The organism is Mycobacterium sp. Dal123C01 (assembly GCF_052566995.1).
The window spans coordinates 450,335-471,693 of the sequence record NZ_CP199580.1; the positions used below are offsets into that span (position 1 = coordinate 450,335).

Genomic DNA, 21,359 nt, shown 5'->3' on the forward strand with positions numbered 1-21,359 from the left:
GGTCATGGTGGGAATCCGGCGAATTTCCCGCCCTCAGCGCACAGTCAAAACCAAGGGCGCACAGTCGATGACGACGGCTAGAGGCCCGCGGCGCGGGTCGCTCGGGCGAAGCGACTGGCGGGCCCGCAGGTCTCGCGTACCGCCGCGACATCGTCGGCGATGTCGAAGTCCGCCAACCGATCCACCGATATCACGTCAATACCGTTATTCCGCAACGCTTTCCATGTGAGTTCTCCGGTGTCGGGTTGAGACATCGGCACGGCACGCAGGCATTCGGCCATCGCCGGGTCCTGCACCCCGAGCACCCACCAACCGCCGTCGACGGCCGGCCCGAGCACGGCCGGTGCCCCCAGCAGCGAGCGCGCGCAGCCGGCCAGCAGGTCGGCGGTCACCTGCGGGGTGTCCATGCCGATTTGCAGCACCGGAAAGCCGGCGGCCGCGTCGAGGTGAGCGTTGGCGAGCCGGTCGGCGAAGTCGTCTCCGCGCTGCTCGATCACCGTGAACGCCTCCAGCCGCTGCCGGATCTGTGCCGCGGCAGCGGCCGCAGCCAGGTCGCCGGTCAGCGCGACGACCCGCGAGGCAGCCGGAGCAGCGGCGACCGCATCCAGCGTGTCCAGCAAGGCCGCGGCGGCGATGTCGGCCGCGACCCGGTCGCCCACCGTCGCGGCCAGCCGCGTCTTGGCTCGGCCGGGCTCCGGTGCCTTGGCGACTACCAACAACGTCACCGGCAGGTCCGTCACGAAATCACCTTCCAGAAGTCCAGGATCGCGGTGATGCTGCCCCGCAGCGAACCGCTGACCTTCGACTTGCCGCCGGTGCGGGGGCCGTAGCTGATGTCGAGTTCGACCACGCGCCAGCCGGCGGCCGCGGCGCGCACCAGCAGTTCCAGCGGATACCCCGACCGCCTATCGACGACGCCCAGACCCAGCAGTGCCTCCCGGCGGGCTACCCGCATCGGCGCGATGTCGTGCACCGGCAGGCCGTGGCGACTGCGCAGCCGCCAGCTCATCACGACGGTGCCCACCCGCGCGACCCACGGCCAGTGCAGCCCGGCGACGGGCCGGCGCCGGCCGATGGCCATGTCCACGCCCTGCTCGAGTGCGGCAACCAGCCGGGGTAAGTCGCCGGCATCCATCGAACCGTCGGCGTCGATGACCGCCACGACCGGAGTCGCCGCGGCGACCACACCCGCGTGCACCGCCGACCCGTATCCGGGCCGCGGTTCGGCGACGACCTGGGCGCCGTGCCGAGCGGCGACGCCCGCGGTGTCATCGGTGCTGTTGTTGTCCACCACCAGCGTTCGATAGCCGGCGGGAATGGCCGCCAGCACCGCCGGCAGCGACTCTTCCTCGTTCAGACACGGCAGCACCACCGTGACCAGATCGTCGGGCATCCCTGTCGACCCCAGGGCGATCAGTTCCCCGACGAGGAGTGGCCACCGCCACTGCCGCCGCCCGACGGCGGCTTGGGCGCCACCGGCGCCACCGGCTTGGGCGCCACCGGCGCCACCGGCTTCGGCGCGACGGTCTGCTGCTGGGTGGGCGGCTTGGGAGCCACGGTCTGCTGGGTGGGCTGTTGCGTCGGCAGCTGGGTCTGCTGCGTCGGCTGCTGGGTCCTCTGCGTCGGGGCGACCGTCGTCGGAGCAACCGTCGTGGGGGCGACCGTCGTGGGAGCAACCGTCGTCGGCGCGACCGTCGTCGGCGCGACCGTGGTGGGAGCGACGGTCGTCGACGGCGTTATCGGCGTGTACGGGGTCGTCGTCGGAGCAACCGTCGTCGTCGGCGTCGTCGGAGCGACGGTCGTCGTCGGAGCAACCGTCGTCGTCGGTGTTGTCGGTGTCGTGGGCGGACTCGTCGTCGGCGTCGTCGGCGGGGTGTACGGGGTCGTCGTGGTCGGCGGCGTGTACGGCGGGTAGGGGTTGTATGGCGGCACCCACGGCTGCGGTCGCCAGCCCGGGAACGGAATGATGATCGGGACCGGGATCGGAATCGGCCCATTGGGGTTGGGCACCAGACCGGGAAGACCCGGCGCGCCCGGGATCGGAACGGGGGCGACGGGTACAGGGCCCACTCCGGGCGCCGGTGCCTGCGGGACCGCCGGAATGATGCCGCCCTGGTATCCCGCGTTCGGTGCTTCGGGTGGCGGCGGCGGTACCGGCGCCTGCTGCTGGGTCGGCAATAGCGGCATGAACTTGCCCGGGGCGGCGTTCTGGTGTCCCACCACCGGCTCCTGGCTGGCGGTCGGCCGGACGGCGACGACCACCGCGACGGCCAGCGAAGCGATTCCGACGACCGCGAACGCGACCACCGCATTGCCGAGCAGCAATGACTGTCTGCTGAGCTTCAGCGGGCCGGTCTCGGCATCCGGATCGTCGTAGTAATCCTCGAATTCGTCGAATTCGTCAACCTCGCCCGGCAGCAGGTCGGCGTCGTCTTCGGCCATCGAATACGCCAGCTGCTGGTCGGCCGCATCGGGATCGCCGAGCCCGGCCGGGACGATCGCGGTCTCGTCGCCGCCGAACCCGGCCGCCGGGGCCATCGCGGTCGCATCGCCAGTCAGCCCGACCGCCGGAGCCATCGCGGTGGCATCCGGGGCCAGCGGTGCGGCCGCAATCGCGGCGCCGCGGGCCAGCGCGAAGGTGGGGTCCTCGGGAATCTGCACCCGCATGGTCGCGTCGCGAAGCTGGTCGGCAACCCCGGTGAGATCAGCGGAGCCGCCCACCAAGAACACGTCGCTCGAGGCGTCCGGGTGCTCGCCGAGCCGGGCCATCATCGTGTCCAACGTGCCGGTGGCGTCGCCTCCGAAAGCCTCGCTGGCCAGCAGCGTGGGCGGCGCGTCCGGGTCCTCCGCGGCCGAGCCCAGCACCGACAGCGTCGCCGTGTTGTCGTCAAGCACCAGCACACCGCCGGACCGCCCCGCCGCGCGCATCAGCGCCGTCACCGCCTGCGACTGCGAGAGCACCGCGACGTTGTGGACGCCGGAATCTTCCAACGCCTGGCGCAGCTGGTCGGCGCTGGGATGGTCCGTCCAGCACAACCGGGTCCCGACCAGCCGGTGGTTCTCGTTCGCCAACAGCCGATTGGTGCCGACCACGGTCTCGGTCAACTGCTCAATCGGGTTGTTAGCCAGGTCGACGACGGATTGGTCGATCACGTCACTGCCGCCCGCGCCCGCCCCGACAAGCGCCAAGCGGGCGACGGGGCCAGTGACAGCGACCCCCAAAACGACGTCCATCCCTGCTCTCCTTCGACTGGCCACCCCAGAACCAGCATGTCCCGGCATCATTACACTCGGTACCGTCGGCAGTAACAATCATCCGGGCGACCCCGTTCGCCTACAGGCGCAGCGTAACCGCGTTCCGCAGACCGGGGGACGCACTCCCGCGTCGTCCGAACGGAGATTATGTTTCCAAGTAAGCAACGAAGTCGCCTCGGCAGGGGGTTCCCTGGCCGCCAAAGCGAATTTGCGCCGTCAGTAACCGTCCTCGATACCCGGGGGGAACCGTGAGCCAGAGCAGCGACGAGTCGCCTACCGGCCCCATCAGGGGTGCGCCGGCGCAGCAGAACGCTCCAGGTCCGCAGGCAGCCGGGGCGCCCGCCCGGCAGCGCAATGTGGTGACCGACCTGACCGCCGCCGTCTTGCTGCTCCTTGCGCCGCTGCTGCCGTGGAATCTGTACTTCGGTATCACGATCCCCGATAGCAACACGACCGTTTTCGCGGTGCTGATCGCGGTGACGCTGCTTTCCCTGATCGCTATTGCTTTGCCCGGTTCCGGGCCGGCCCGCCGCGGGCTTCGGCTGGCACTCAACGTTCCCTATTTGCTGTTGGTGCTCGCCTTCGTCGGGTTCGACGCGTTCGAGACGGTCCGGTTCGGTGGGAGCGTGACCGTGCCGGGCGGTGTCGGACCGGGAGCCTGGCTGGGCGTCGCCGGTGCGCTGTTGAGCACGCAGGCGGCGAGCGGCGCCGCAGCCGTCGACGACGACGCGTCCGGCGGGCGGCAGAGGTCGGCCCAGATCATCGGCTACGTCTCGATGGTGGCCGCGGCACTGAGCTTCGGCTTCACCCTGTACTGGCGGGTGAAGTACGCGCTGCACGACGCGGGCGGCTCTGCCGACTTCGGTAAGCAGAACATCGCGGTCATCGCGACGGCGACGGTGTACGGGCTGGTGGCGCTGATCGCGGTGCTCGTGGCCTCGAGGTGGCTTGTCCGCCAGAGCAGGGCCTCCCGATTGGCGACGATCGCGCTGGGGGCCTCGACGGCGGTCGCCGGGATCATCGTGTGGTTTCTCCCGGCCGGCCGGGACATCGACGCGTTCCACGGCATAGCCCAGAACACGTCAACGGCAGGAGTGGGGTTCGAGGGTTATCTGGCGTGGGCGGCGGCCGCGGCGATTTTCGCACCGCGGACGCTGTTGGGTCGCGCCGGCACCGCGTCGTCCGAGGAGAATGCGTGGCGGGCGTCGGCCCGAAATGGCTTACTGCTCATCGCCGTATGGTGCCTGGGGTCAATGGCGATGCGGATCACCGACCTCGCCGTCGCGGTGAGCCTGGACTACCCGTATTCGCGGTACGACACCGTGGTGCTGGCCGCCTTCGATGTGGCCACCGCGATCCTGGCGATCTGGCTGCGGATCAAGCTGCGCAGTGGCTCGTCCGCCCGGCTGATCACGTCGCTGTCCGGACTTGTTGCCGCGCTGACCATTTCGCGTGTCATCGTCGGCGTCGTGCTTGCGCCGCGGTTCCAGGAACCGCCAAATGCCGTGCAAAATCCGGTCTACGGAAACGATCTCGCCCAGCAGATCACCAGCACCTTCGACGTGACGCTGTCGGCGCTGGCCCTGTGCATCCTCGTGGCGGCGATCATCACCGGGCACTTCGCCACTCGGCGCCTGCGGCGCCGTGCCGCGCGCAAGCGTGCGGGACCGCCGGGCACTGAGGCCCCGACGACCCGCATCCCGACCGGTGCTCCCCCGCCCTCGGCCGCCGTGACCACCCACATTCAGACCGGCGAAACACCCACCACCGCAATACCTCAGCTGACCGGCTCGCCCCGGATCTTCCGCGGCGACGATTCGGCCACGCGGCAGATACCCGACTCCAAGCCCAAGATCTACCGGCCCCCGCAGGACCCGTCTCACCCGGATTAGCGCAGCGGCGCGAACGCGAACTCGCGCAGGCCCTCGAGCGGATCAATCGCCGCGTGGAAACCCAACACGTCGGCGGCGCGGGCGGGATCGGCGACGATGTGGCGCACGTCGCCGCTGCGGTATTGCCCGGTGATGACCGGGGACACCGCGCCGTCGCGCGCATCGCAAAGCGCGGTGGCCACCTCCAGGATCGAGATGGGCCGCCCCGAACAGACGTTGACCGCGGTGAAGCCGGAGCCGTCCGCCGCTAACAGCTGCGCCGCCGCGAGATTGGCGGCCGCCACATCATCGACGTGGACGAAGTCACGCATCTGGCCGCCATCCTCGAAAACCCTTGGCGGCCCGCCCTTTTCCAGGTCCGAGCGGAAAATCGCCGCCACTCCGGAGTACGGGGTGTCGCGCGGCATGCCGGGACCGTAGACGTTGTGGTAGCGCAACGCGACCACCGAGCTGCCGGTGGCCTCCGACCACGCCAGCGCGTAATGCTCCTGGGCGGTCTTGCTGGCGGCGTACAGGCTGCGCGGCCGCAGGGCGGCATCCTCGTCGACCAGCTGCCAGGCCAGCTCTTCGCCGCCGAGCGGGCAGCGATGCTCGAAGGTCCCGGCATCGAGGTCGGCACGCCGCCGCGGCAGCGGCTCGACCGTTCCGTGCTCGGGGCAGCGATAGCGGCCCTGCCCGTACACCACCATCGACGACGCCAGCACCAGGCGGCGCACTCCGGCGGCGAACATCTGCGCCAGCAGCACCGTGGTCGCGAAATCGTTGTGGCCGCCGTAGGCGGGGGCGTCGGCCGCGTCGACGCCGGCGCCCACCATCGCGGCCTGGTGACACACCAGATCGACACCGTCCAACAGCGGGGCCAGCGCGTCGGCGTCGCGGACGTCGACCCGGTGACATCCGGGCGGTAGCACCGCGTTTGGGCCGTGCGCGGCGGCCAACAACACGTCGACGGCGACCACTTCATGACCCGCCGCGCGCAGCGCCGCGTCCACCCGCGAGCCGATGAAACCGGCCGCACCGGTGAGCAACACCCTCACGGTAGCTCGATCGGCAGCGTGACGCCGGTGTGCGCCAGGCAGTGCGTGCAGCTGCGCTCGAGAGCCAGCCGGCCGATCGCTTCGCGCACCAGCTTCTTGAACAGCTTCATGTTCTTCTCGAATTGCGCGTACACGTCGACGGCTTTCACGCCCTCGCCGGCGCTGATGCCGGCGTCCAGGTCGGTGACCAAAGCGATTGCCGCATAGCAGAGTTCGAGCTCACGAGCCAGCACCGCTTCGGGGTAGCCGGTCATGTTGACCAGAGTGAAGCCGGCTGAGGCGAACCACTGGCTTTCGGCGCGGGTGGAAAATCGCGGCCCCTGGATCACCACCATGGTGCCGCCGTCGACCACGCCGGGCAGACCGGTGACCGCCTCCCGCAGCGTCGGGCAATACGGATCGGCGAAGTCGACGTGAATAGCGCCGGAGTCGAAGTAGGTGTCGGCGCGGCCGTTGGTGCGATCCACCAGCTGGTCGGGCACCACCACCGCGCCCGGACCCTGTGCGGGCTCCAGGCTGCCCACCGCGCACGGCGCGAGCACCCGCCGCACGCCCAACGTGCGCAAGGCCCACATGTTCGCGCGGTAGGGCACGGTGTGCGCCGAGTATTCGTGTTCGGCGCCGTGCCGCGGCAGGAAGGCGACTTCGTGTTCCCCGATCGTGCCGACCGTGATCGGGGCGGCGGGCAGGCCATACGGGGTGTCCATCGTGATGTCGCGGACATCGGAATCGAAGAACGTGTAGAAGCCGCTGCCGCCGATCACTCCGAGCATTCGCCCATTGTGGTGCATAGGGCAGGATGCCCTGGTGGCCAGTTTTGCGCAGTGGATCTCGGGCGCCCGACCGCGGACGCTGCCCAACGCAATAGCGCCGGTCATTGCGGGTACCGGCGCGGCGGCATGGCTGCATTCCGCGGTGTGGTGGAAGGCGCTGCTGGCGCTGGCCGTCGCGGTCGCGCTGATCGTCGGCGTCAACTACGCCAACGACTACTCCGACGGCATCCGGGGCACCGACGACGTCCGGACCGGCCCGGCGCGGCTGGTGGGCTCGCGACTGGCGACACCGCGGTCGGTGCTGACCGCGGCGGTGGCATCTCTCACGGTGGGCGCGGCGGCCGGTCTGGCGCTGGCACTGCTCAGCGCCCCGTGGCTGATCGCGGTCGGCGTCGCGTGCATCGCCGGCGCGTGGTTGTACACCGGCGGGTCGAGGCCCTACGGCTATGCGGGTTTCGGCGAGGTCGCGGTGTTCGTGTTCTTCGGCCTCGTCGCCGTGCTGGGCACGCAGTACACCCAGGCACTACGGGTGGACTGGGTAGGGCTGGTGCTGGCGGTGTCGACGGGCGCGCTGTCGTCGTCGGTGCTGGTGGCCAACAACCTGCGGGATATCCCCACCGACGCGCAGGCGCACAAGATCACGCTGGCGGTACGCCTCGGCGATGCCCGCACCCGGGTGTTCTACCAGGGGCTGCTGGCCACCGCCGGGGTGCTGACCCTGGTGCTGATGCTGGCGACGCCGTGGTGCGCGGTGGGATTGCTGGCCACCCCACTGGCCCTGCGCGCCGCCGGGCCGGTGCGGTCCGGCCGCGGCGGGCCCGAGCTGATCCCGGTGCTGCGCGACACCGGGCTGGCGATGCTGGTGTGGGCGGTCGCGGTGGCAGCGGCGTTGGCGCTGGCGCACTGACGCGCCCAAGGCGATTTGGCACGCGGCGATCGATGAGGGATTAGCGTCGAGTGTGACCCCCCTTACACCGCTAGCCGAGCGAGGAGCGCAATGCAGCAGATCGCCGCGACCAGTGGACCCACGAACATCGGACTGCTCAGCGTCGGCGCATACCGCCCCGAGCGCGTGGTCACGAACGCCGAGCTGTGTCAGAACATCGACTCGTCCGATGAGTGGATCTACTCCCGCACCGGAATCAAGACCCGCCGATTCGCCGCTCGCGACGAAACGGTCGCTTCCATGTCGATCGAGGCCGCTCGGCAGGCACTGTCAATCGCCGCGCTGCAGGCAACCGACATCGACGGCGTGATCGTCGCCACCAGCACGCAGTTTTACCAGACCCCGGCCAGCGCCCCGGCGGTCGCTTCGGGGTTGGGTGCTACGGGTGTGCCCGCATTCGATATCTCAGCCGGGTGCGCCGGGTTCGGATACGCGGTGGGCGTCGCGGCCGACATGATCCGGGGCGGAAGCGTCGCCAAGATGCTGGTCATCGGTTCGGAGAAGCTGTCACCCACGGTCGACATGCTCGATCGCAGCAACTGCTTCATCTTCGCCGACGGCGCGGCCGCCGTCGTGGTGGGCGAGACGCCCGCTCAGGGTATTGGACCGACCGTCTGGGGCAGCGACGGTGAGCAGGCCAAGGCCATCCGCCAGGACATCGACTGGATCACCTATACGGAGAACCCGACCGGCCCGCGCCCATTTCTTCGGCTGGAAGGCAGCGCGGTCTTCCGTTGGGCGGCATTCGAGATGGGCAAGGTCGGGCGCCAGGCGATGGACGCCGCGGGCGTCAGATCCGATCAAATCGACGTGTTCATCCCGCATCAGGCGAACGCCCGGATCAACGAAGTGCTGGCCAAGAACCTGGATCTGCGGCCGGACGCGATAGTGGCCAATGACATTGAGCACACCGGAAACACGTCCGCGGCTTCCATTCCGTTGGCGATGGCCGAACTGCTGGCCACCGGGGCGTCCAAGCCCGGCGATCTGGCCCTGCTGATCGGATACGGCGCAGGCCTGAGCTATGCCGCACAGGTCGTGCGGATGCCCAACGGTTGAGCTCGCGAGCTCACTTCTCGTCGGGCTCGTCGTCGGGTCCCGGATCACTGACTGCCTCACCGCGCAGCCGGGCCTGCAGCTGTTCGCGTTCGGCGCGACGCCGTTCGCCGGCGACGGCCAGCGCGGCCGTGGCACGTGCTCGCAATGGCGTGAACAGCCAGATGCCCAAGGGCATCGCGATGATCAACGCAAACAATGCCGCGACGACGATCGGGATCTGGCTGACCCCGAGCAACCGCGCGACCAGGTAGATCACCCCGGTGAGCACGACCGCCAGCAGCAGCCGCGCCACCGCGTAGAGCAAAACGTCGACAACCACGCGATCTCGAGCGCGCTCCTGCACGGCGTCCGCCGGGTTATCCCCAGTGCTGTTGTCGCTCGGCCCTTCTGACACAGGTCGAGCCTACGGCGCGAGTATATTCGCTCAAAGGAGGTGTTGAGTGCTCTATCTGGTAGTCATCCTGGTCCTGGGGACGCTGATCTACATTGGCTGGCGCGCGGCGCGGTCGCAGACCCATCGACAGAAGTCGCGCGTCATCGGACCTGACGACGATCCAGACTTCATGCGGCGGTTAGGAAACGGGGACAACAACCCCCGCTGACCGCGCCACCCGCCCTCGCTACGTGACGCCCAGGTTGGGCTGGTCTCCCGGAAACCCTTCGGCGACAACGGCAGCCAGCCCGGTGAGCGCTTCGCTAGTCTCCCGGCGCATCTGATCGAGATGGATCTCGGCGCCCTCGTCGAGATGAGGGTCATACGGCACCAACCGCACCGCGCGGCAGCGCCGGGAGAAGTGATCGATCACCTTGTTCATGTCGACCTTGCCGGTCCGCGGGCGCACCGCGTTGATGACCGCGATCGAGTTGCGAACCAGCGCTTCGTGACCGTGCGCGTCCAGCCAGTCCAGCGTCGCCGAGGCACTGCGCGCCCCGTCGATGGAGCCAGAACTCACCACGATCAGAACGTTGGCGTTCTCCAGCACCGACGACATCGCCGAGTGCAGCAGTCCGGGACCGCAGTCGGTGATCACCAGGCCGTAGAACCGTTCCAGGATCCCCAGAGTGCGGGTGTAGTCGTCGGCATCGAAAGCCTCCGATACGGCCGGATCGCTTTCCGACGACAGCACTTCCAACCCGCTCGGGCCCCTCGAGGTGTAGCGGCGGACATCGCTGTAGCGCTCGACGGTTCCGGCATCCTGCAGTAATTGGCGCACTGTGGCCGCGGTCTCCAGCGGGACCTTTTGGCTCAGGGTGCCGCGGTCGGGGTTGGCGTCGATGGCCACCACCCGGTCGCCGCGGATCGCGGCGAAGGCAGAGCCCAGCGTGGCAGCGATCGTCGTTTTGCCGACGCCACCCTTGAGCGACACCACCGCCACCCGGTAGGAACCGCGCAACGGCCGGTTGACCTGCGCCACCAAGTTGTTGTGCCGAGCGGCTCGAGGGCTTTCCCCCAGGTTGATCAGCCGGCCGGACAGCGCATAGACCAACCGGCGCCAGCCCTCCGAAGGCGGCGGCTTGATCGGCCGCAGCAGCATTCCGGTGGACAGTTCGGGGTAGGGCGTGTGTGGCACCGTCTCGGGGCGATACGGGGGTGCCTGGGCTTCCAGCGAAGGCGCGTCAGCGTGGCCGTTGTAATACGCACCGTATGCGGTCGGGTCGACCCGCGGGATGCCGGTCACCGGTGTGGAATCCCAGGGCGGCATCCCGGCCGGTGGCCCCGCGGTGGCCGGCTGCGCTTCCCGCCGCTCGGTCGCGGGAACCCGGCGCTCGGTGCGGAAGCCGGTGAACGCCCGGGTCGGTGCCTCGGTACCGGAATCCGCGGACTGGTCGCCGCCGGACTGCTGCGATGGCTCCTGGGCGGACAGGTCCGCCGTCGGATGCTCGGGCGCCCCCACCCCGCTCGTTGATTGCTCAGACACGTGCATTCCCCCTTGCGGTGTCGGTTCCTATCTGTCAGCCCACGCCCGCATAGGAATGCAGGCCCACGGTCACCAGGTTAACGAAGAACAAGTTGAAGACCATGGCCACGAACCCGGCCACGTTGATCCAGGCGGCCTTGCGGTCCCGCCATCCCGCGGTTGACCTGGCGTGCAGGTACGCCGCGTAGATCACCCACGCGACGAAGGAAACCGTCTCCTTGGGGTCCCACCCCCAATACCTACCCCAGGCCTCCTCGGCCCAGATGGCTCCGAAGATGACCCCGAAACCGAACACCGGGAACGCGAAGATCGTGGTTCGGTAGGCGATGCGGTCCAGGGTCTGCGCGTCGGGCAGCCGATGCACCACTCGCGCCAACGCGCCGGCACTGTCTTCCGGGCCGGGGTCGCCCAGCCGCGAGGTCCGCAGCAAGAACAGGATGCTGGCAATGCCGGCGACCAGGAAGACCCCGGAACCCAGGCTGACCACCGACACGTGGATCGGGAGCCAGTAGGACTGCAGGGCCGGCATCACCGGTGCGGCGTTGGTATAGAGCCAACGGCCGGAAACCGTGAGCAGGATCAGCACCGGGAGCAGTAGGAAAACCCACAGCGGGCGGAATTGCGGCCGGCGCAGCATGATCGCGCCGGCGACCAGCCCACACAAGCAGGTGAGGTTGATGAACTCGTACATGTTGCCCCAGGGCACCCGCATGGTGGCCAGGCCGCGCAGCACGAGGCAGGCCAGGAGCAGGCCGATGCCGAGGTAGACCACCGCCAGCCCGGCCCGGCCGACGCGTTCGTCGATCGGCCGCTGCACATCGTCATCCACGATGCCGGGGGTGGCGCTGTCGGCCGTGACCCCGCCGGCCAGCACCCGCGAGCGGTTGTCCGCGCGGCGGCCGCCGACGTAGGCCAGCTCGAAGGCCAGCAGCAGCAGCGCGACGACCAGGGCCACCACCGCCGAGGTGAACGCCCAGTCGGAGTAGCGCGCCAGGCCGATGTTGACGTGCAGCGTGTTCATGTGACGTCCACCTGAGAACTCCTTCTGGACGCTGGGTCGGCGGCGCCGGATTGGTCGAGCCCGGTCAACAACCGCTCGGTGAGCCTTTCGAACTCCTCGCCCCAACCAGAGTTGTCGGTGCGGGCCAAGCCGCCCAGCTCGACGTTCACCGTACCGGGGGTCGATTCGATCGGCGTGAGACGAACCCATACCCGCCGCCGGCGCACCAGCAGCGACACCAGCAGTCCACCCATCATCGTGATCGCGAAGACCAGCACCCAGGTCTGGCCGGGGTCATGGGATACCTGCAGGTTGACGAACGGCACGGCGCCGTCGAAGCGGACGGTGGTGCCCGCCGCCGGACCCTGGTCGATGCGCACCTCTTGGCCGGCGCGCAGGTTGACCCGCTTTTCCTTGGTCAGCCGGCCCTGCTCGATCAGCCGGGGGTCCAGGGTGAACAGCGACTGCGGGCGGCCGGTGTCCAGACCGGTGTCGCCGCGGTAGATGTCGATGGCCACCGCGGGGGCGTCCAGGGCCGGGAACCGCGACGACAACAGGGCCCCGTCGAGTTGTTCGGTCGGTGCGAGCAGGCCCTGGATCGCGATCTGGTGTTTGCGGCGCTCGGCGGCGTTCGGATAACTGCCCGCCGGCGGGTCGATGCGCGCCACCCCCGACGAGAGCAGGGTCTGCGGGTTGTCGGGCCGCCACTGCACGGTCGAGGTGCGCGTCTGCCCGTCGGGGAACCTCACCGTGAAGCTCGGCGCGTACCCGTGGCCCTGCAGGTACACCCGGTCGCCGCCGACCCGCAGCGGGTGGTTGACCTCCAGCCGGTAGGGCCGCCAGCTGTTGGCGGCCAGGTCGCGGCCGTCCTGATAGTCAATGTCGGCCGCGAACGACGTGGCCTGCCCGGAAGGCAGGTAGTGCGCTTGAAAGTCATTGACCCGCACACAGATTGGGTGCAGCGACGTGCCGTCGACGGTATTGCCGGCGCGGAACGAGTCGAACGCGGCCGGTGAGGCCGAGCAGAAGCCGGGGCCGCCGTCGGCGATGACGATGACGTTGCCCTCGTAGCCGAACAGCTTGCCGACGGCCACCGCGACCAGCAGCCCCAGCAGCGAGAAGTGGAAGACGATGTTGCCGAATTCGTGCAGGTAGCCCTTCTCCGCGGATATCTCGATGGTGTCGGAGACGGTGTCGTCGCGATGGCGGATGGCGGTGCGCCAGCTGTGCAGCCGGCCGGCGATCGTGTTCGCCATGGCGTTGAGGTCGGCCTCGTCGGCCAGGGTGAGCTCCGCGCTGGTGTGCTTGGGCAGCCGGGCCAGGTTTCGCGGGGCGTTGACGGGGGTGGCGCGCAGGCTGCGGGCATGCTCGATCAGCCGCGGGGTCAGGCAGCCGACGAGGGAGACGAACAGCAGCACGTAGACCGCGGTGAACCAGAAGCTGGAGAACACGTCGAAGGCCTGCAGCCGGTTCAGCCACGGGCCGATCGTCGGATGGACGGCCAGGTACTCGTCGACCTTGCCGGCGTTGAGGCTGCGCTGCGGCAGCAGCGCCCCGGGTATCGCGCCCAGCGCGAGCAGACACAGCAGCACCAGCGCGGTGCCCATCGAGGTCAGGGCGCGCCAGGTGTTCCGTGCCCGGGCGATCAGGGCTATGAGCAGACGCATCAGATCGGCAACCTCGTGTCGCTGACGAAGGCGTCCCGCAGCCAGGAGACGAAGTCGTTCCACATGCCGGTGACCAGCAGCACCCCGACCACGATCAGCAGTGCGCCGCCGAAGATCTGGATGGCGTGGGTGTGCCGTCGCAGCCAGCCCAGGCCGGCCACCGCGCGCGCCGAGCCGAAGGCCAACAGGACGAACGGAATCCCCAGCCCCAGGCAGTAGGCGATCACCAGCAAGATTCCGCGGGCGACATTGGCGCCTTCGGTGGCCGAGGCGACGGTGATCACGCCGGTCAGGGTCGGGCCCAGGCACGGCGTCCACCCGAGCCCGAAGATCGCGCCGAGCACCGGCGCCCCGGCGACCGTCGTCAACTGTTGCGGGCTGAACCGGATTTGGCGCTGCAGGGCCGGGATCAGGCCGACGAACACCAGCCCCATCACGATGGTCAACACGCCCCCGACCCGTTGCAACAGCAGCTGATTGGTGATCAGCGTCGTGGTCATGCCGAGCACGGCGACGGTCCCGAGCACGAAGACCGTGGTGAATCCGGCGACGAACAGTGCCGCCGATCCCGCGACTCGCCACCGGGTCGCCGGCGGGGCTTTGACCGGGCCCGACCCCGGCTCCTCAGCCACTTCCTCGCCGACCAGGGCGGCCAGATACGACAGGTAGCCGGGCACCAACGGCACCACACAGGGTGAGGCGAACGACACCAGCCCCGCCAGCACGCAGGCACCCAGCGCCAGCAGCAAGGGCCCGGCAGCGGCGGTCTGTGCGAAACCGGTCATTTCTGGCTCGGCGATTTCAGGCCCGGCGGCGCTTCCTGGGTCAGCTTCTGCACCACGGGTTGCAGATCGGAAGCCAGCAATTCGCGCAGAAACACCGCCGCGACCCGGTGCTGGCGGTCCAGCACCAACGTGGACGGGATGACGGTGGTGGGGTACTTGCCGCCGAACGCGATCAGGGTGCGCATCGCCGGGTCGAAGATCGACGGGAAGGTCACGGCGCGATCGTTGACGAAATCAAGGGCTGCCTGGCGGTTGTTGTCACGGACATCGATGCCGAGGAAGGACGCCCCGGAGCCGCGGGTGGCGTCGTACACCTGCTGCAGCTGGGTGACTTCGGCGCGGCACGGCCCGCACCACTGTCCCCAGACGTTGATGACGACGACGTTGCCGGCGAAGATCGGGTCGTCCAGCGACAGCGTGTGCGCGGGGTCGGCCAGGTCCGGTCCGGACAACGGTCCCGGGCGGCTACGACTCGAGGGCGGGTCGTAGAAGATGTCGGTTTTCCCTCCGGGCGAGACGAATTCGAAGGTGCCGCCCTGCGCAACGGCGTCGTGACCGGCGGAGCAGCCGGTGAGCAACCCGGAGATTGCCAACACCGCCCCGGCGAACACCAGCCGATGCATGATCAAGCGCCCGCCGGTTGGGAGTATTCGACGCCGACCAGCCGGTCACCGTCGTAGACCAGGGTGGTCAGCGAGGCGAGGTCGCACTCGCGCCGCCGCGGGTCGTGCCAGAGCCGCTTGCCGGTCAGGTGCAGCCGCAGCGTCCACACCGGCAGCTGGTGGCTGACGCAGACCACCTCGTGGCCGGCGCCGCGAGCACGCGCCTTGTCCACCGCGGTCGACATGCGGGCCGCGATCTCCGCGTAGGGCTCACCCCAGGACGGTGTGAACGGGTTGCGCAGCTGCCACCAAAACCGCGGGTCCCGCCAGGCGCCGTCGCCCGGGCCCATGCGCTTGCCCTCGAAGAAGTTGGCCGATTCGATCAGGTCGGGGTCGGTGTCCACGGCCAGGTCGTGCTTGGCCGCGATCGGCGCGGCCGTCTCCTGGGCCCGCTGCAGCGGGGAGGCGATGACCGCGACGATGTCGCGGCCGGCCAGCGCATCGGCGACGGCCTCGGCTTGCGCCCTGCCCCGGTCGGACAGGTGAAATCCGGGCAGCCGGCCGTACAGGATGCCGCCGGGGTTGTGCACCTCGCCGTGCCGCATCACATGCACCAGGGTTTGCTCGGCCATCAGGACTTCCCCTCCAGGGTGGCGCTCGCGGCCGCGCGGGCCGCGAGGGGCAGCGCGTCCGCGATGCGCCCGAACGCGGTGTCGTCGAGTGCCGCCGAGACGAACCATGCCTCGAAGGCGCTGCACGGCGGGTACACGCCCGCGTCCAGCAGGGCGTGGAAGAACGCCGGATAGCGCCAGGTCTGACTGTTGCGCGCGGACGCGAAGTCGGTGACCGGCGTGTCCGCGAAGAACACACTGAGCATATTGCCGGCCCGCGGAATCTGATGCGGCACACCGGCATTGGTGAGCGCCTCGGAGAACAGCCCGGCCAGGCGGTCGGCGTTGGCGTCCAGCGCCGCGTAGACGGCGGCGTCGGCGGTGCGCAGGGTGGCCAGCCCGGCGGCCATCGCCACCGGGTTACCCGACAACGTGCCGGCCTGATACACCGGCCCCAGCGGGGCCAGCCGTTCCATCACGTCGGCCCGCCCACCGAACGCCGCGGCCGGCAGCCCGCCGCTCATCACTTTTCCGAACGTGAACAGGTCGGCGTCGACCGGATCGATTCCGTACCAACCGCTTCGGCTGACCCGGAAACCGGTCATCACCTCGTCGATGATCAGCAGCGCGCCGTGCTCGGCGGTGATTGTCCGCAGCGCCGCGTTGTAGCCGGGCGCGGGCGGGACGACGCCCATATTGCCGGGGCTGGCCTCGGTGATCACCGCGGCGATCTGGTCGCCGAACCGGGCGAACACGGCGGCCACACTGTCTATGTCGTTGTAGGGCAACACGATTGTGTCGGCCGCAGTGGCGCCGGTGACCCCGGGCGAGGACGGCAGGCCCAGCGTCGCCACCCCGGACCCCGCGTCCGCGAGCAATGCGTCCACGTGGCCGTGATAGCAGCCGGAGAACTTGACGATCTTGGCCCTGCCGGTGAAACCGCGGGCCAGCCGCACCGCGCTCATGGTGGCCTCGGTGCCGGAGTTCACCAACCGGATCCGCTGCACCGGCGCAACCCGGCCGATGATCTCGGTGGCCAACTCGGTCTCCGCGGGGGTGGGCGCCCCGAACGACAATCCCGTCGCCGCGGCCCTGGCGACCGCGTCGACAACGGCCGGGTGCGCGTGGCCGAGGATCATCGGCCCCCACGAACAGACCAGGTCGACGTAGCGGTTGCCGTCGGCATCGGTGAGCAGACAGCCATGCGCCTCGGTGATGAAGCGCGGCGTACCACCCACCGCGGTGAACGCGCGGACCGGCGAGTTCACCCCGCCGGGAATCACCGCGCACGCCTCGGTGAAAAGACGCGCCGAGGTGGCCACGCCCCCACTGGACACAGCGGCGGCCTGGTCAGTGCTGCCCATGACGACCAGTGTTCCAGCCTGCGAACAGCGATCAACTACAGGGTGTAAGAGTTGGTTGCGGGTTGAAGTGGGCGGGGTCCGGCGAGTTGGATGGTGGTATGCGACTCCCCGAAGGCCTGGCCCGTTTCAACCGGCACGTCACCAACCCCATTCAGCGGCTGTGGGCCGGCTGGGCCCCGTCGTTCGCGATCATCGAGCATGTCGGACGAAAGTCCGGCAAGGCCTACCGCACGCCGGTGAGCGCGTTCAACGCCACCGTGAACGGCAAACCCGGCGTTGCGGTCCTGCTCACCTACGGCCCGGACCGCGACTGGCTGAAGAATCTCAAGGCGGCCGACGGCGGGCAGATGCGCCGCCACGGCAAGACCTTCGGCATCGCCGACCCCCAGGTCGTCACCAGGGACGAGGCGGCCGAGCACGTGAGCGGCGGGACGCGGCGGGTTTTCGGCAGGTTGCCATTCGAGCAGGCGGTGCTGTTTACCCGGGCCTCCTAGCGGCGGCGGTTCGGCCGCGGGCGCGGGCGACGGCGTAGATCGCCAGCACCACCGCCCACGACAGCAGGCTGAGCCAGAGCTGGCTGCGCGCCGACGCGTCGAACGCCATCTGCACCAGGACGGCCGTGATCCCGGCGAGCGTGAGCATCGACAGCACCGGGAAAAACCACATCTTCACGCGCAGCTTCTCGGCGGGCGTCCGGCGACGCAGGATGATCTGCGAAAGCGCGATCAGCCAGTAGACGAACAAGATGATCGCGCCCGAGGAGTTGAGCAGGAAAAGAAATACGGTGCGGGGCGCGACCCACGACATGATGACGCACAGGAAGCCGATCGCCGACGAGAACAAGATGGCGATGTGCGGGACGCCACGCCCGCTGAGTTTGACCAGCCGCATCGGCGCCTCGTTGCGGGCGGCCAGCACAAACAGCATGCGCGACGCCGTGTACAACCCGGAGTTCAGGCAGGACAGCACCGCGGTGAGCACCACCGCGTTCATCACCTGATCCGCGCCGGCCAGGCCCATGTGCTTGAACGCGGCGACATACGGCGATGCGCCGAGCTCCACCGAATTCCACGGCAGGATGACGACGAGCAGAAAGATCGAACCGACGAAGAAGATCGCGATGCGCGCGACAACCGATCTCGTCGCCCGCTGGACTCCGAGCGCGGGGTCGCGACTTTCGGCCGCGGCGATGGTGACGATTTCGGCGCCCACCATCGAGAAGATCACCACGACGATGGCAGCGAAGACCGCGCCGACGCCTTTCGGGAAGAATCCGCCTTGCGCGGTCAGGTTGGCGAACCCGCCGTGGCGACCGGGCCACAGCCCGAGCACGAACGCCGTTCCGATGCCGAGGAAGATCACGATGGTCGCGACTTTGATTCCGGCGAACCAGAATTCGAACTCGCCGAACGATGTCACCGAGAACAGGTTCGTCGCGGTCATCAGCACCATCAGGCACAGCGACAGCACCCACAGCGGCGCGTGGAACCAGTAGTTGAGGACTTTGCCGCCGGCGACCGCCTCGAACCCGACGACGATCACCCAGAAGTACCAGTACAGCCAGCCCACCGAAAACCCCGCCCAGCCACCCAGCGCCTGTGCCGCGTAGTCGGCGAAGGACCCGGTCGACGGGTTCGCGGCCGCCATCTCGCCCAGCATCCGCATCACCAGAACGACCAGCACACCGCACAGTGCATAGGTGACAACTGCGGCGGGCCCGGTGTCGCGGATCACCACGCCCGACCCGACGAACAACCCCGCACCGATCACCCCGCCGAGCGCGATCATGCTCAGCTGCCGCTGCGAAAGTCCTTGGCGCAGTTGCAGAACGGACTCCGGCTCGGAACGTTGCACCCCGTGTCGGGGGCCACTATCGCTGGTGTCCCCGGCCCCGGAATCCGCCCGCCTCTGCGCGCGCCGCATTACCGGACGCTAGCAGCAAACGGCACCTGCCACGGATCAATCCACGCGGGTGGCCACCACCGACCACACCGGCATGTGCACCCGGTTGTCCTGTAGCAGTGGCCGGATAACGGCAAGCTGCTGCTTCATGACCTCCAATTTCTCGACATTGTCGCCCAGCGGGCCAGTGAGGATTGCGGTCATGCGGTCGAGTGTGTCGGGGGCCCAACGCCCCTCATAGGTGGTGGGCCCGAGATAGTCGAGGTGCCAGCCGGTGGCGCCCAGCACCCGATCGAAGTTGTCGGCAGGTATGGCTTCCCATTGAATGCCGTTGACGTTGTGTGGGGCGAACTCGAACATGAACAGCCGCGCGCCGGGTTTGGTGGCCCGGTGCAGCGCGTGCGCATACGCAGTCTGGACGGCTTCGTCACCCAGGAATACGTGGTAGAACGCACTGTCCACCACCGTGTCGAACCGGTTCTCGAGGCCCTCTAGCTTGGTGGCGTCGGCCACCTGGAAATCGACCTTGACCCCGGCACGCTGGGCATTGCGCTTGGCCTGCGCGATTGCCGTGGACGACCCGTCGATACCGGTGACCGAAAACCCTTGCGAAGCAAAGTAGATCGCGTTGTACCCGTGACCGGTGCCCGGGTCGAGCACCTCGCCGCGGATCGCACCGTAGGCCACCAACTGCTGCACCGCCGGCTGCGGTCCCCCGATGTCCCACGGGATCAGGTCCTTGGTATTTTCGGCTTCGGCGTACAGCGGCTCGAAACTGGCCGCATTGATGTCGGTTGTCATGTGCTCTCGCTCTCGTGCGATCGGTAGTGATGCACTTTGCAGACGGGAATTGTTCACTAAATTCGCTGGCAAGATTCAGCTTAACGGGTTGAAATCCTTACTGAGACAACGCTTATAGTCACGGCAGCGAACCCAACCGGCGGACCGAGAGCCGGGGTTTGCACAGCGAAACTCATCCGCGATACAACTCTCACCAAAGCGACGCGATCTCGCTCATACCGCAGAGACGGACAGCTGACGAGCGCGGGCACAATCGCTCAGGCGGTCCCGGCAGGCCCAGCGTCGCCGCGGGTGTCACGCAATTTACGTTGACAAGCCGGCCGAAAGCACGGCGCCGCACACGCGCATGTCCGTCAAAGTCCAGCTCATCCAAAGAGGTAGCCACCACGGACCACCCCGGTCACCGCAGATACAGATCCTTCTCCCGGATCAGTGCCGTGGCGACCACGCTAATCACCGCGGTCGCAACCAGATACCCGCACGCCAGCCATGGCGCGCCGCCGACGGCCGCGATCAGCGCGGTGAGGATCATCGGGGTCACCCCGGAGGCGTAGATGCCGGAGAACTGGTAGACGAACGACAAACCGGTGTAGCGAGTGCCGGTGGGATACAGCGACGAGTACAGGGTGCCTTGCGCGCCGTAGAGCAGCGCGTGCACGACGCCGAACACGATGATCATCGCCAGCCCGAACCAGACCAGGTTCTTGGTGCCGAACAGGGCGAACGCCGGGAAGACCGCCAGCCCGTACAGGGCCACACCGATCAGATACACCCGGCGGGCGCCGTACCGGTCGCTCAGTGCTCCCGACACGGGCAGCAGCACCGCCATCAGCAGGGCGGCAATGGTCACCACGACGAGAACCGACACCTTGTTGAAGCCCAGCGCGCCGGTGGCGTAGCTGATCGCGAAAACACCCCAGGTGTTGAACGCCGAGCCCTCGGCCCAGCGAGACAACAGCCCCAGCAAGGTGTTTCGCCGGGATTTAGGTTCGCGGATGATTTCCCGGATGGGCACGGTGGATCCGGTCTCGAGGTCGCGTAACTGGCGGAACGCCGGGGTCTCCTCGACCCGCAGTCGCACGATGATGCCGATCACCACCAGCACCAGGCTGAGCAGGAATCCGATGCGCCAGCCGTATGACAAAAACCGAGCTGGGCCCAAAACGACCTGCAGGTACGCGAATATCCCGGTGCCGAGCGCCAAGCCGAGCGCCAGGCCGATCTGCGGGATCGCCCCGTAGCGGCCGCGCCGGTCACTGGGACTGTGCTCGACGGCCAGCAGCACCGCACCGCCCCACTCGCCACCCAGCGCGAAGCCCTGCAGCATCCGTAGCACCAACAGCAGGACGGGCGCCCACACCCCGATCTGGGCGGCGCTGGGCAACACCCCGATCAGCGCCGTCGCCAAGCCCATGATCACCATCGTCAGCGCGAGGCTGCGCTTGCGGCCGATCCGGTCGCCGATGTGGCCGAACACCAGGCCACCGATGGGCCGCATGACGAACCCGACCGCGAAGGTCGCGAACGCCAGCAGCGTGCCCACCAGCGAGCTGGCGTTGGGGAAGAACAGCTTGTTGAAGACCAGGCCGGCGGCGGTGGCGTAGAGGAAGAAGTCGTACCACTCCACGGTGGTGCCGAGCAGGCTCGCGGCAACGACGGTCCGCAGCCGCCGGCGGCGATCGGCGTCGGATTCGTCGTAGCCGTCCGGCGCCGCTCTCGCTGCGTCGGGCAAGGTCGTCGCCATGG

At 68.6% G+C, this 21,359-nt stretch carries 21 protein-coding genes; 5 read left to right on the forward strand and 16 right to left on the reverse strand.

Translation table 11 applies throughout. From position 1 onward, the window contains the following. Positions 1-77: 77 nt before the first annotated feature. Genes ACTXG5_RS02175 through ACTXG5_RS02185 form a run of 3 tightly spaced genes read right to left on the reverse strand, consistent with a single transcriptional unit; the run spans position 78 to position 3,234 of the window. The gene (locus ACTXG5_RS02175; RefSeq protein ID WP_445162134.1) at positions 78-740 is read right to left on the reverse strand and encodes a TIGR04282 family arsenosugar biosynthesis glycosyltransferase; all 663 of its coding nucleotides are present in this window, start codon (positions 738-740) and stop codon (positions 78-80) included. After that, positions 737-1,393, reverse strand: a complete 657-nt coding sequence (locus ACTXG5_RS02180; RefSeq protein WP_445162135.1) for a glycosyltransferase family 2 protein — start codon at positions 1,391-1,393, stop codon at positions 737-739. The genes ACTXG5_RS02175 and ACTXG5_RS02180 overlap by 4 nt, the downstream gene beginning before the upstream one ends. Positions 1,394-1,413: 20 nt before the next feature. Continuing rightward, entirely contained in the window at positions 1,414-3,234 is a 1,821-nt protein-coding gene (locus ACTXG5_RS02185) for a hypothetical protein (RefSeq protein ID WP_445162136.1), read from the reverse strand. Between the two features lie 305 nt (positions 3,235-3,539). Between ACTXG5_RS02185 and ACTXG5_RS02190 the strand changes: the two genes are divergently transcribed. Then, positions 3,540-5,147, forward strand: a complete 1,608-nt coding sequence (locus tag ACTXG5_RS02190) for a DUF7937 domain-containing protein (RefSeq protein WP_445164233.1) — start codon at positions 3,540-3,542, stop codon at positions 5,145-5,147. Here the strand turns inward: ACTXG5_RS02190 and ACTXG5_RS02195 are convergent. Together ACTXG5_RS02195 and ACTXG5_RS02200 are read right to left on the reverse strand one after the other, a co-directional pair. Next, positions 5,144-6,184 (reverse strand): NAD-dependent epimerase/dehydratase family protein, encoded by a 1,041-nt coding sequence (locus ACTXG5_RS02195; RefSeq protein ID WP_445162137.1) that lies wholly within the window; start codon positions 6,182-6,184, stop codon positions 5,144-5,146. The genes ACTXG5_RS02190 and ACTXG5_RS02195 overlap by 4 nt on opposite strands. Next, positions 6,181-6,957: an S-methyl-5'-thioadenosine phosphorylase gene (locus ACTXG5_RS02200; RefSeq protein ID WP_445162138.1), complete on the reverse strand. Its 777-nt coding sequence runs from the start codon at positions 6,955-6,957 to the stop codon at positions 6,181-6,183. Before ACTXG5_RS02200 ends, ACTXG5_RS02195 begins: the two co-directional genes overlap by 4 nt. A 34-nt stretch (positions 6,958-6,991) precedes the next feature. On the opposite strand from ACTXG5_RS02200, the gene ACTXG5_RS02205 reads away from it, so the two are divergent. Continuing rightward, positions 6,992-7,864: a 1,4-dihydroxy-2-naphthoate polyprenyltransferase gene (locus ACTXG5_RS02205; protein ID WP_445162139.1), complete on the forward strand. Its 873-nt coding sequence runs from the start codon at positions 6,992-6,994 to the stop codon at positions 7,862-7,864. 90 nt (positions 7,865-7,954) lie between these two features. Further along, positions 7,955-8,962: a beta-ketoacyl-ACP synthase III gene (locus tag ACTXG5_RS02210; RefSeq protein ID WP_445162140.1), complete on the forward strand. Its 1,008-nt coding sequence runs from the start codon at positions 7,955-7,957 to the stop codon at positions 8,960-8,962. A gap of 10 nt (positions 8,963-8,972) precedes the next feature. Here ACTXG5_RS02210 and ACTXG5_RS02215 read toward each other — a convergent pair whose 3' ends face one another. Next, on the reverse strand, positions 8,973-9,356 hold the full coding sequence (locus ACTXG5_RS02215; RefSeq protein WP_445162141.1) for a DUF4229 domain-containing protein: 384 nt from the start codon (positions 9,354-9,356) through the stop codon (positions 8,973-8,975). Positions 9,357-9,402: 46 nt separating this feature from the next. On the opposite strand from ACTXG5_RS02215, the gene ACTXG5_RS02220 reads away from it, so the two are divergent. Then, positions 9,403-9,564 carry a hypothetical protein gene (locus tag ACTXG5_RS02220; RefSeq protein ID WP_445162142.1) on the forward strand — a complete coding sequence of 54 codons (162 nt, stop codon included), beginning with the start codon at positions 9,403-9,405 and terminating at the stop codon, positions 9,562-9,564. Positions 9,565-9,582: 18 nt separating this feature from the next. On the opposite strand, the gene ACTXG5_RS02225 is transcribed toward ACTXG5_RS02220, so the two are convergent. From ACTXG5_RS02225 to hemL, 7 genes are read right to left on the reverse strand one after another with little or no spacing between them, the layout of a single operon-like run. Next, the gene (locus ACTXG5_RS02225; protein ID WP_445162143.1) at positions 9,583-10,881 is read right to left on the reverse strand and encodes a MinD/ParA family ATP-binding protein; all 1,299 of its coding nucleotides are present in this window, start codon (positions 10,879-10,881) and stop codon (positions 9,583-9,585) included. Between the two features lie 34 nt (positions 10,882-10,915). Continuing rightward, complete coding sequence (gene ccsB / locus ACTXG5_RS02230; protein ID WP_445162144.1) at positions 10,916-11,902, reverse strand: c-type cytochrome biogenesis protein CcsB; 987 nt, start codon at positions 11,900-11,902, stop codon at positions 10,916-10,918. After that, positions 11,899-13,548 (reverse strand): cytochrome c biogenesis protein ResB, encoded by a 1,650-nt coding sequence (locus tag ACTXG5_RS02235; protein WP_445162145.1) that lies wholly within the window; start codon positions 13,546-13,548, stop codon positions 11,899-11,901. Before ACTXG5_RS02235 ends, ccsB begins: the two co-directional genes overlap by 4 nt. Beyond that, positions 13,548-14,333, reverse strand: coding sequence for a cytochrome c biogenesis CcdA family protein (locus tag ACTXG5_RS02240; protein WP_445162146.1), 786 nt, complete (start codon positions 14,331-14,333; stop codon positions 13,548-13,550). The genes ACTXG5_RS02235 and ACTXG5_RS02240 overlap by 1 nt, the downstream gene beginning before the upstream one ends. Further along, a complete protein-coding gene (locus ACTXG5_RS02245; RefSeq protein WP_445162147.1) occupies positions 14,330-14,956 on the reverse strand; it encodes a TlpA disulfide reductase family protein in 627 nt (208 codons plus the stop codon). The genes ACTXG5_RS02240 and ACTXG5_RS02245 overlap by 4 nt, the downstream gene beginning before the upstream one ends. Before the next feature lie 2 nt (positions 14,957-14,958). Next, positions 14,959-15,567, reverse strand: coding sequence for a histidine phosphatase family protein (locus tag ACTXG5_RS02250; protein ID WP_445162148.1), 609 nt, complete (start codon positions 15,565-15,567; stop codon positions 14,959-14,961). After that, complete coding sequence (gene hemL, locus ACTXG5_RS02255; RefSeq protein ID WP_445162149.1) at positions 15,567-16,910, reverse strand: glutamate-1-semialdehyde 2,1-aminomutase; 1,344 nt, start codon at positions 16,908-16,910, stop codon at positions 15,567-15,569. Before hemL ends, ACTXG5_RS02250 begins: the two co-directional genes overlap by 1 nt. 98 nt (positions 16,911-17,008) lie before the next feature. On the opposite strand from hemL, the gene ACTXG5_RS02260 reads away from it, so the two are divergent. Then, the gene (locus tag ACTXG5_RS02260) at positions 17,009-17,404 is read left to right on the forward strand and encodes a nitroreductase family deazaflavin-dependent oxidoreductase (protein ID WP_445162150.1); all 396 of its coding nucleotides are present in this window, start codon (positions 17,009-17,011) and stop codon (positions 17,402-17,404) included. Here the strand turns inward: ACTXG5_RS02260 and ACTXG5_RS02265 are convergent. From ACTXG5_RS02265 to ACTXG5_RS02275, 3 genes are all read right to left on the reverse strand, one after another. Then, positions 17,388-18,698, reverse strand: a complete 1,311-nt coding sequence (locus tag ACTXG5_RS02265; RefSeq protein WP_445164234.1) for an amino acid permease — start codon at positions 18,696-18,698, stop codon at positions 17,388-17,390. The genes ACTXG5_RS02260 and ACTXG5_RS02265 overlap by 17 nt on opposite strands. A gap of 171 nt (positions 18,699-18,869) precedes the next feature. Then, complete coding sequence (locus ACTXG5_RS02270) at positions 18,870-19,613, reverse strand: class I SAM-dependent methyltransferase (protein ID WP_445162151.1); 744 nt, start codon at positions 19,611-19,613, stop codon at positions 18,870-18,872. Positions 19,614-20,013: 400 nt separating this feature from the next. After that, the gene (locus tag ACTXG5_RS02275) at positions 20,014-21,357 is read right to left on the reverse strand and encodes an MFS transporter (protein ID WP_445162152.1); all 1,344 of its coding nucleotides are present in this window, start codon (positions 21,355-21,357) and stop codon (positions 20,014-20,016) included. Positions 21,358-21,359: the final 2 nt, after the last annotated feature.

Excerpts from the sequence above, each read along its gene's own strand:
- ACTXG5_RS02250 (WP_445162148.1), bottom strand. The coding sequence starts at position 15,567 with ATGGCCGAGCAAACCCTGGTGCATGTGATGCGGCACGGCGAGGTGCAC.
- ACTXG5_RS02260 (WP_445162150.1), top strand. The coding sequence starts at position 17,009 with ATGCGACTCCCCGAAGGCCTGGCCCGTTTCAACCGGCACGTCACCAAC.
- ACTXG5_RS02275 (WP_445162152.1), bottom strand. The coding sequence starts at position 21,357 with ATGGCGACGACCTTGCCCGACGCAGCGAGAGCGGCGCCGGACGGCTAC.
- ACTXG5_RS02270 (WP_445162151.1), bottom strand. The coding sequence starts at position 19,613 with ATGACAACCGACATCAATGCGGCCAGTTTCGAGCCGCTGTACGCCGAA.
- ACTXG5_RS02185 (WP_445162136.1), bottom strand. The coding sequence starts at position 3,234 with ATGGACGTCGTTTTGGGGGTCGCTGTCACTGGCCCCGTCGCCCGCTTG.
- ACTXG5_RS02265 (WP_445164234.1), bottom strand. The coding sequence starts at position 18,698 with ATGATCGCGCTCGGCGGGGTGATCGGTGCGGGGTTGTTCGTCGGGTCG.
- ACTXG5_RS02180 (WP_445162135.1), bottom strand. The coding sequence starts at position 1,393 with ATGCCCGACGATCTGGTCACGGTGGTGCTGCCGTGTCTGAACGAGGAA.
- ACTXG5_RS02235 (WP_445162145.1), bottom strand. The coding sequence starts at position 13,548 with ATGCGTCTGCTCATAGCCCTGATCGCCCGGGCACGGAACACCTGGCGC.
- ACTXG5_RS02200 (WP_445162138.1), bottom strand. The coding sequence starts at position 6,957 with ATGCTCGGAGTGATCGGCGGCAGCGGCTTCTACACGTTCTTCGATTCC.
- hemL (WP_445162149.1), bottom strand. The coding sequence starts at position 16,910 with ATGGGCAGCACTGACCAGGCCGCCGCTGTGTCCAGTGGGGGCGTGGCC.
- ACTXG5_RS02240 (WP_445162146.1), bottom strand. The coding sequence starts at position 14,333 with ATGACCGGTTTCGCACAGACCGCCGCTGCCGGGCCCTTGCTGCTGGCG.
- ACTXG5_RS02210 (WP_445162140.1), top strand. The coding sequence starts at position 7,955 with ATGCAGCAGATCGCCGCGACCAGTGGACCCACGAACATCGGACTGCTC.
- ccsB (WP_445162144.1), bottom strand. The coding sequence starts at position 11,902 with ATGAACACGCTGCACGTCAACATCGGCCTGGCGCGCTACTCCGACTGG.
- ACTXG5_RS02245 (WP_445162147.1), bottom strand. The coding sequence starts at position 14,956 with ATGCATCGGCTGGTGTTCGCCGGGGCGGTGTTGGCAATCTCCGGGTTG.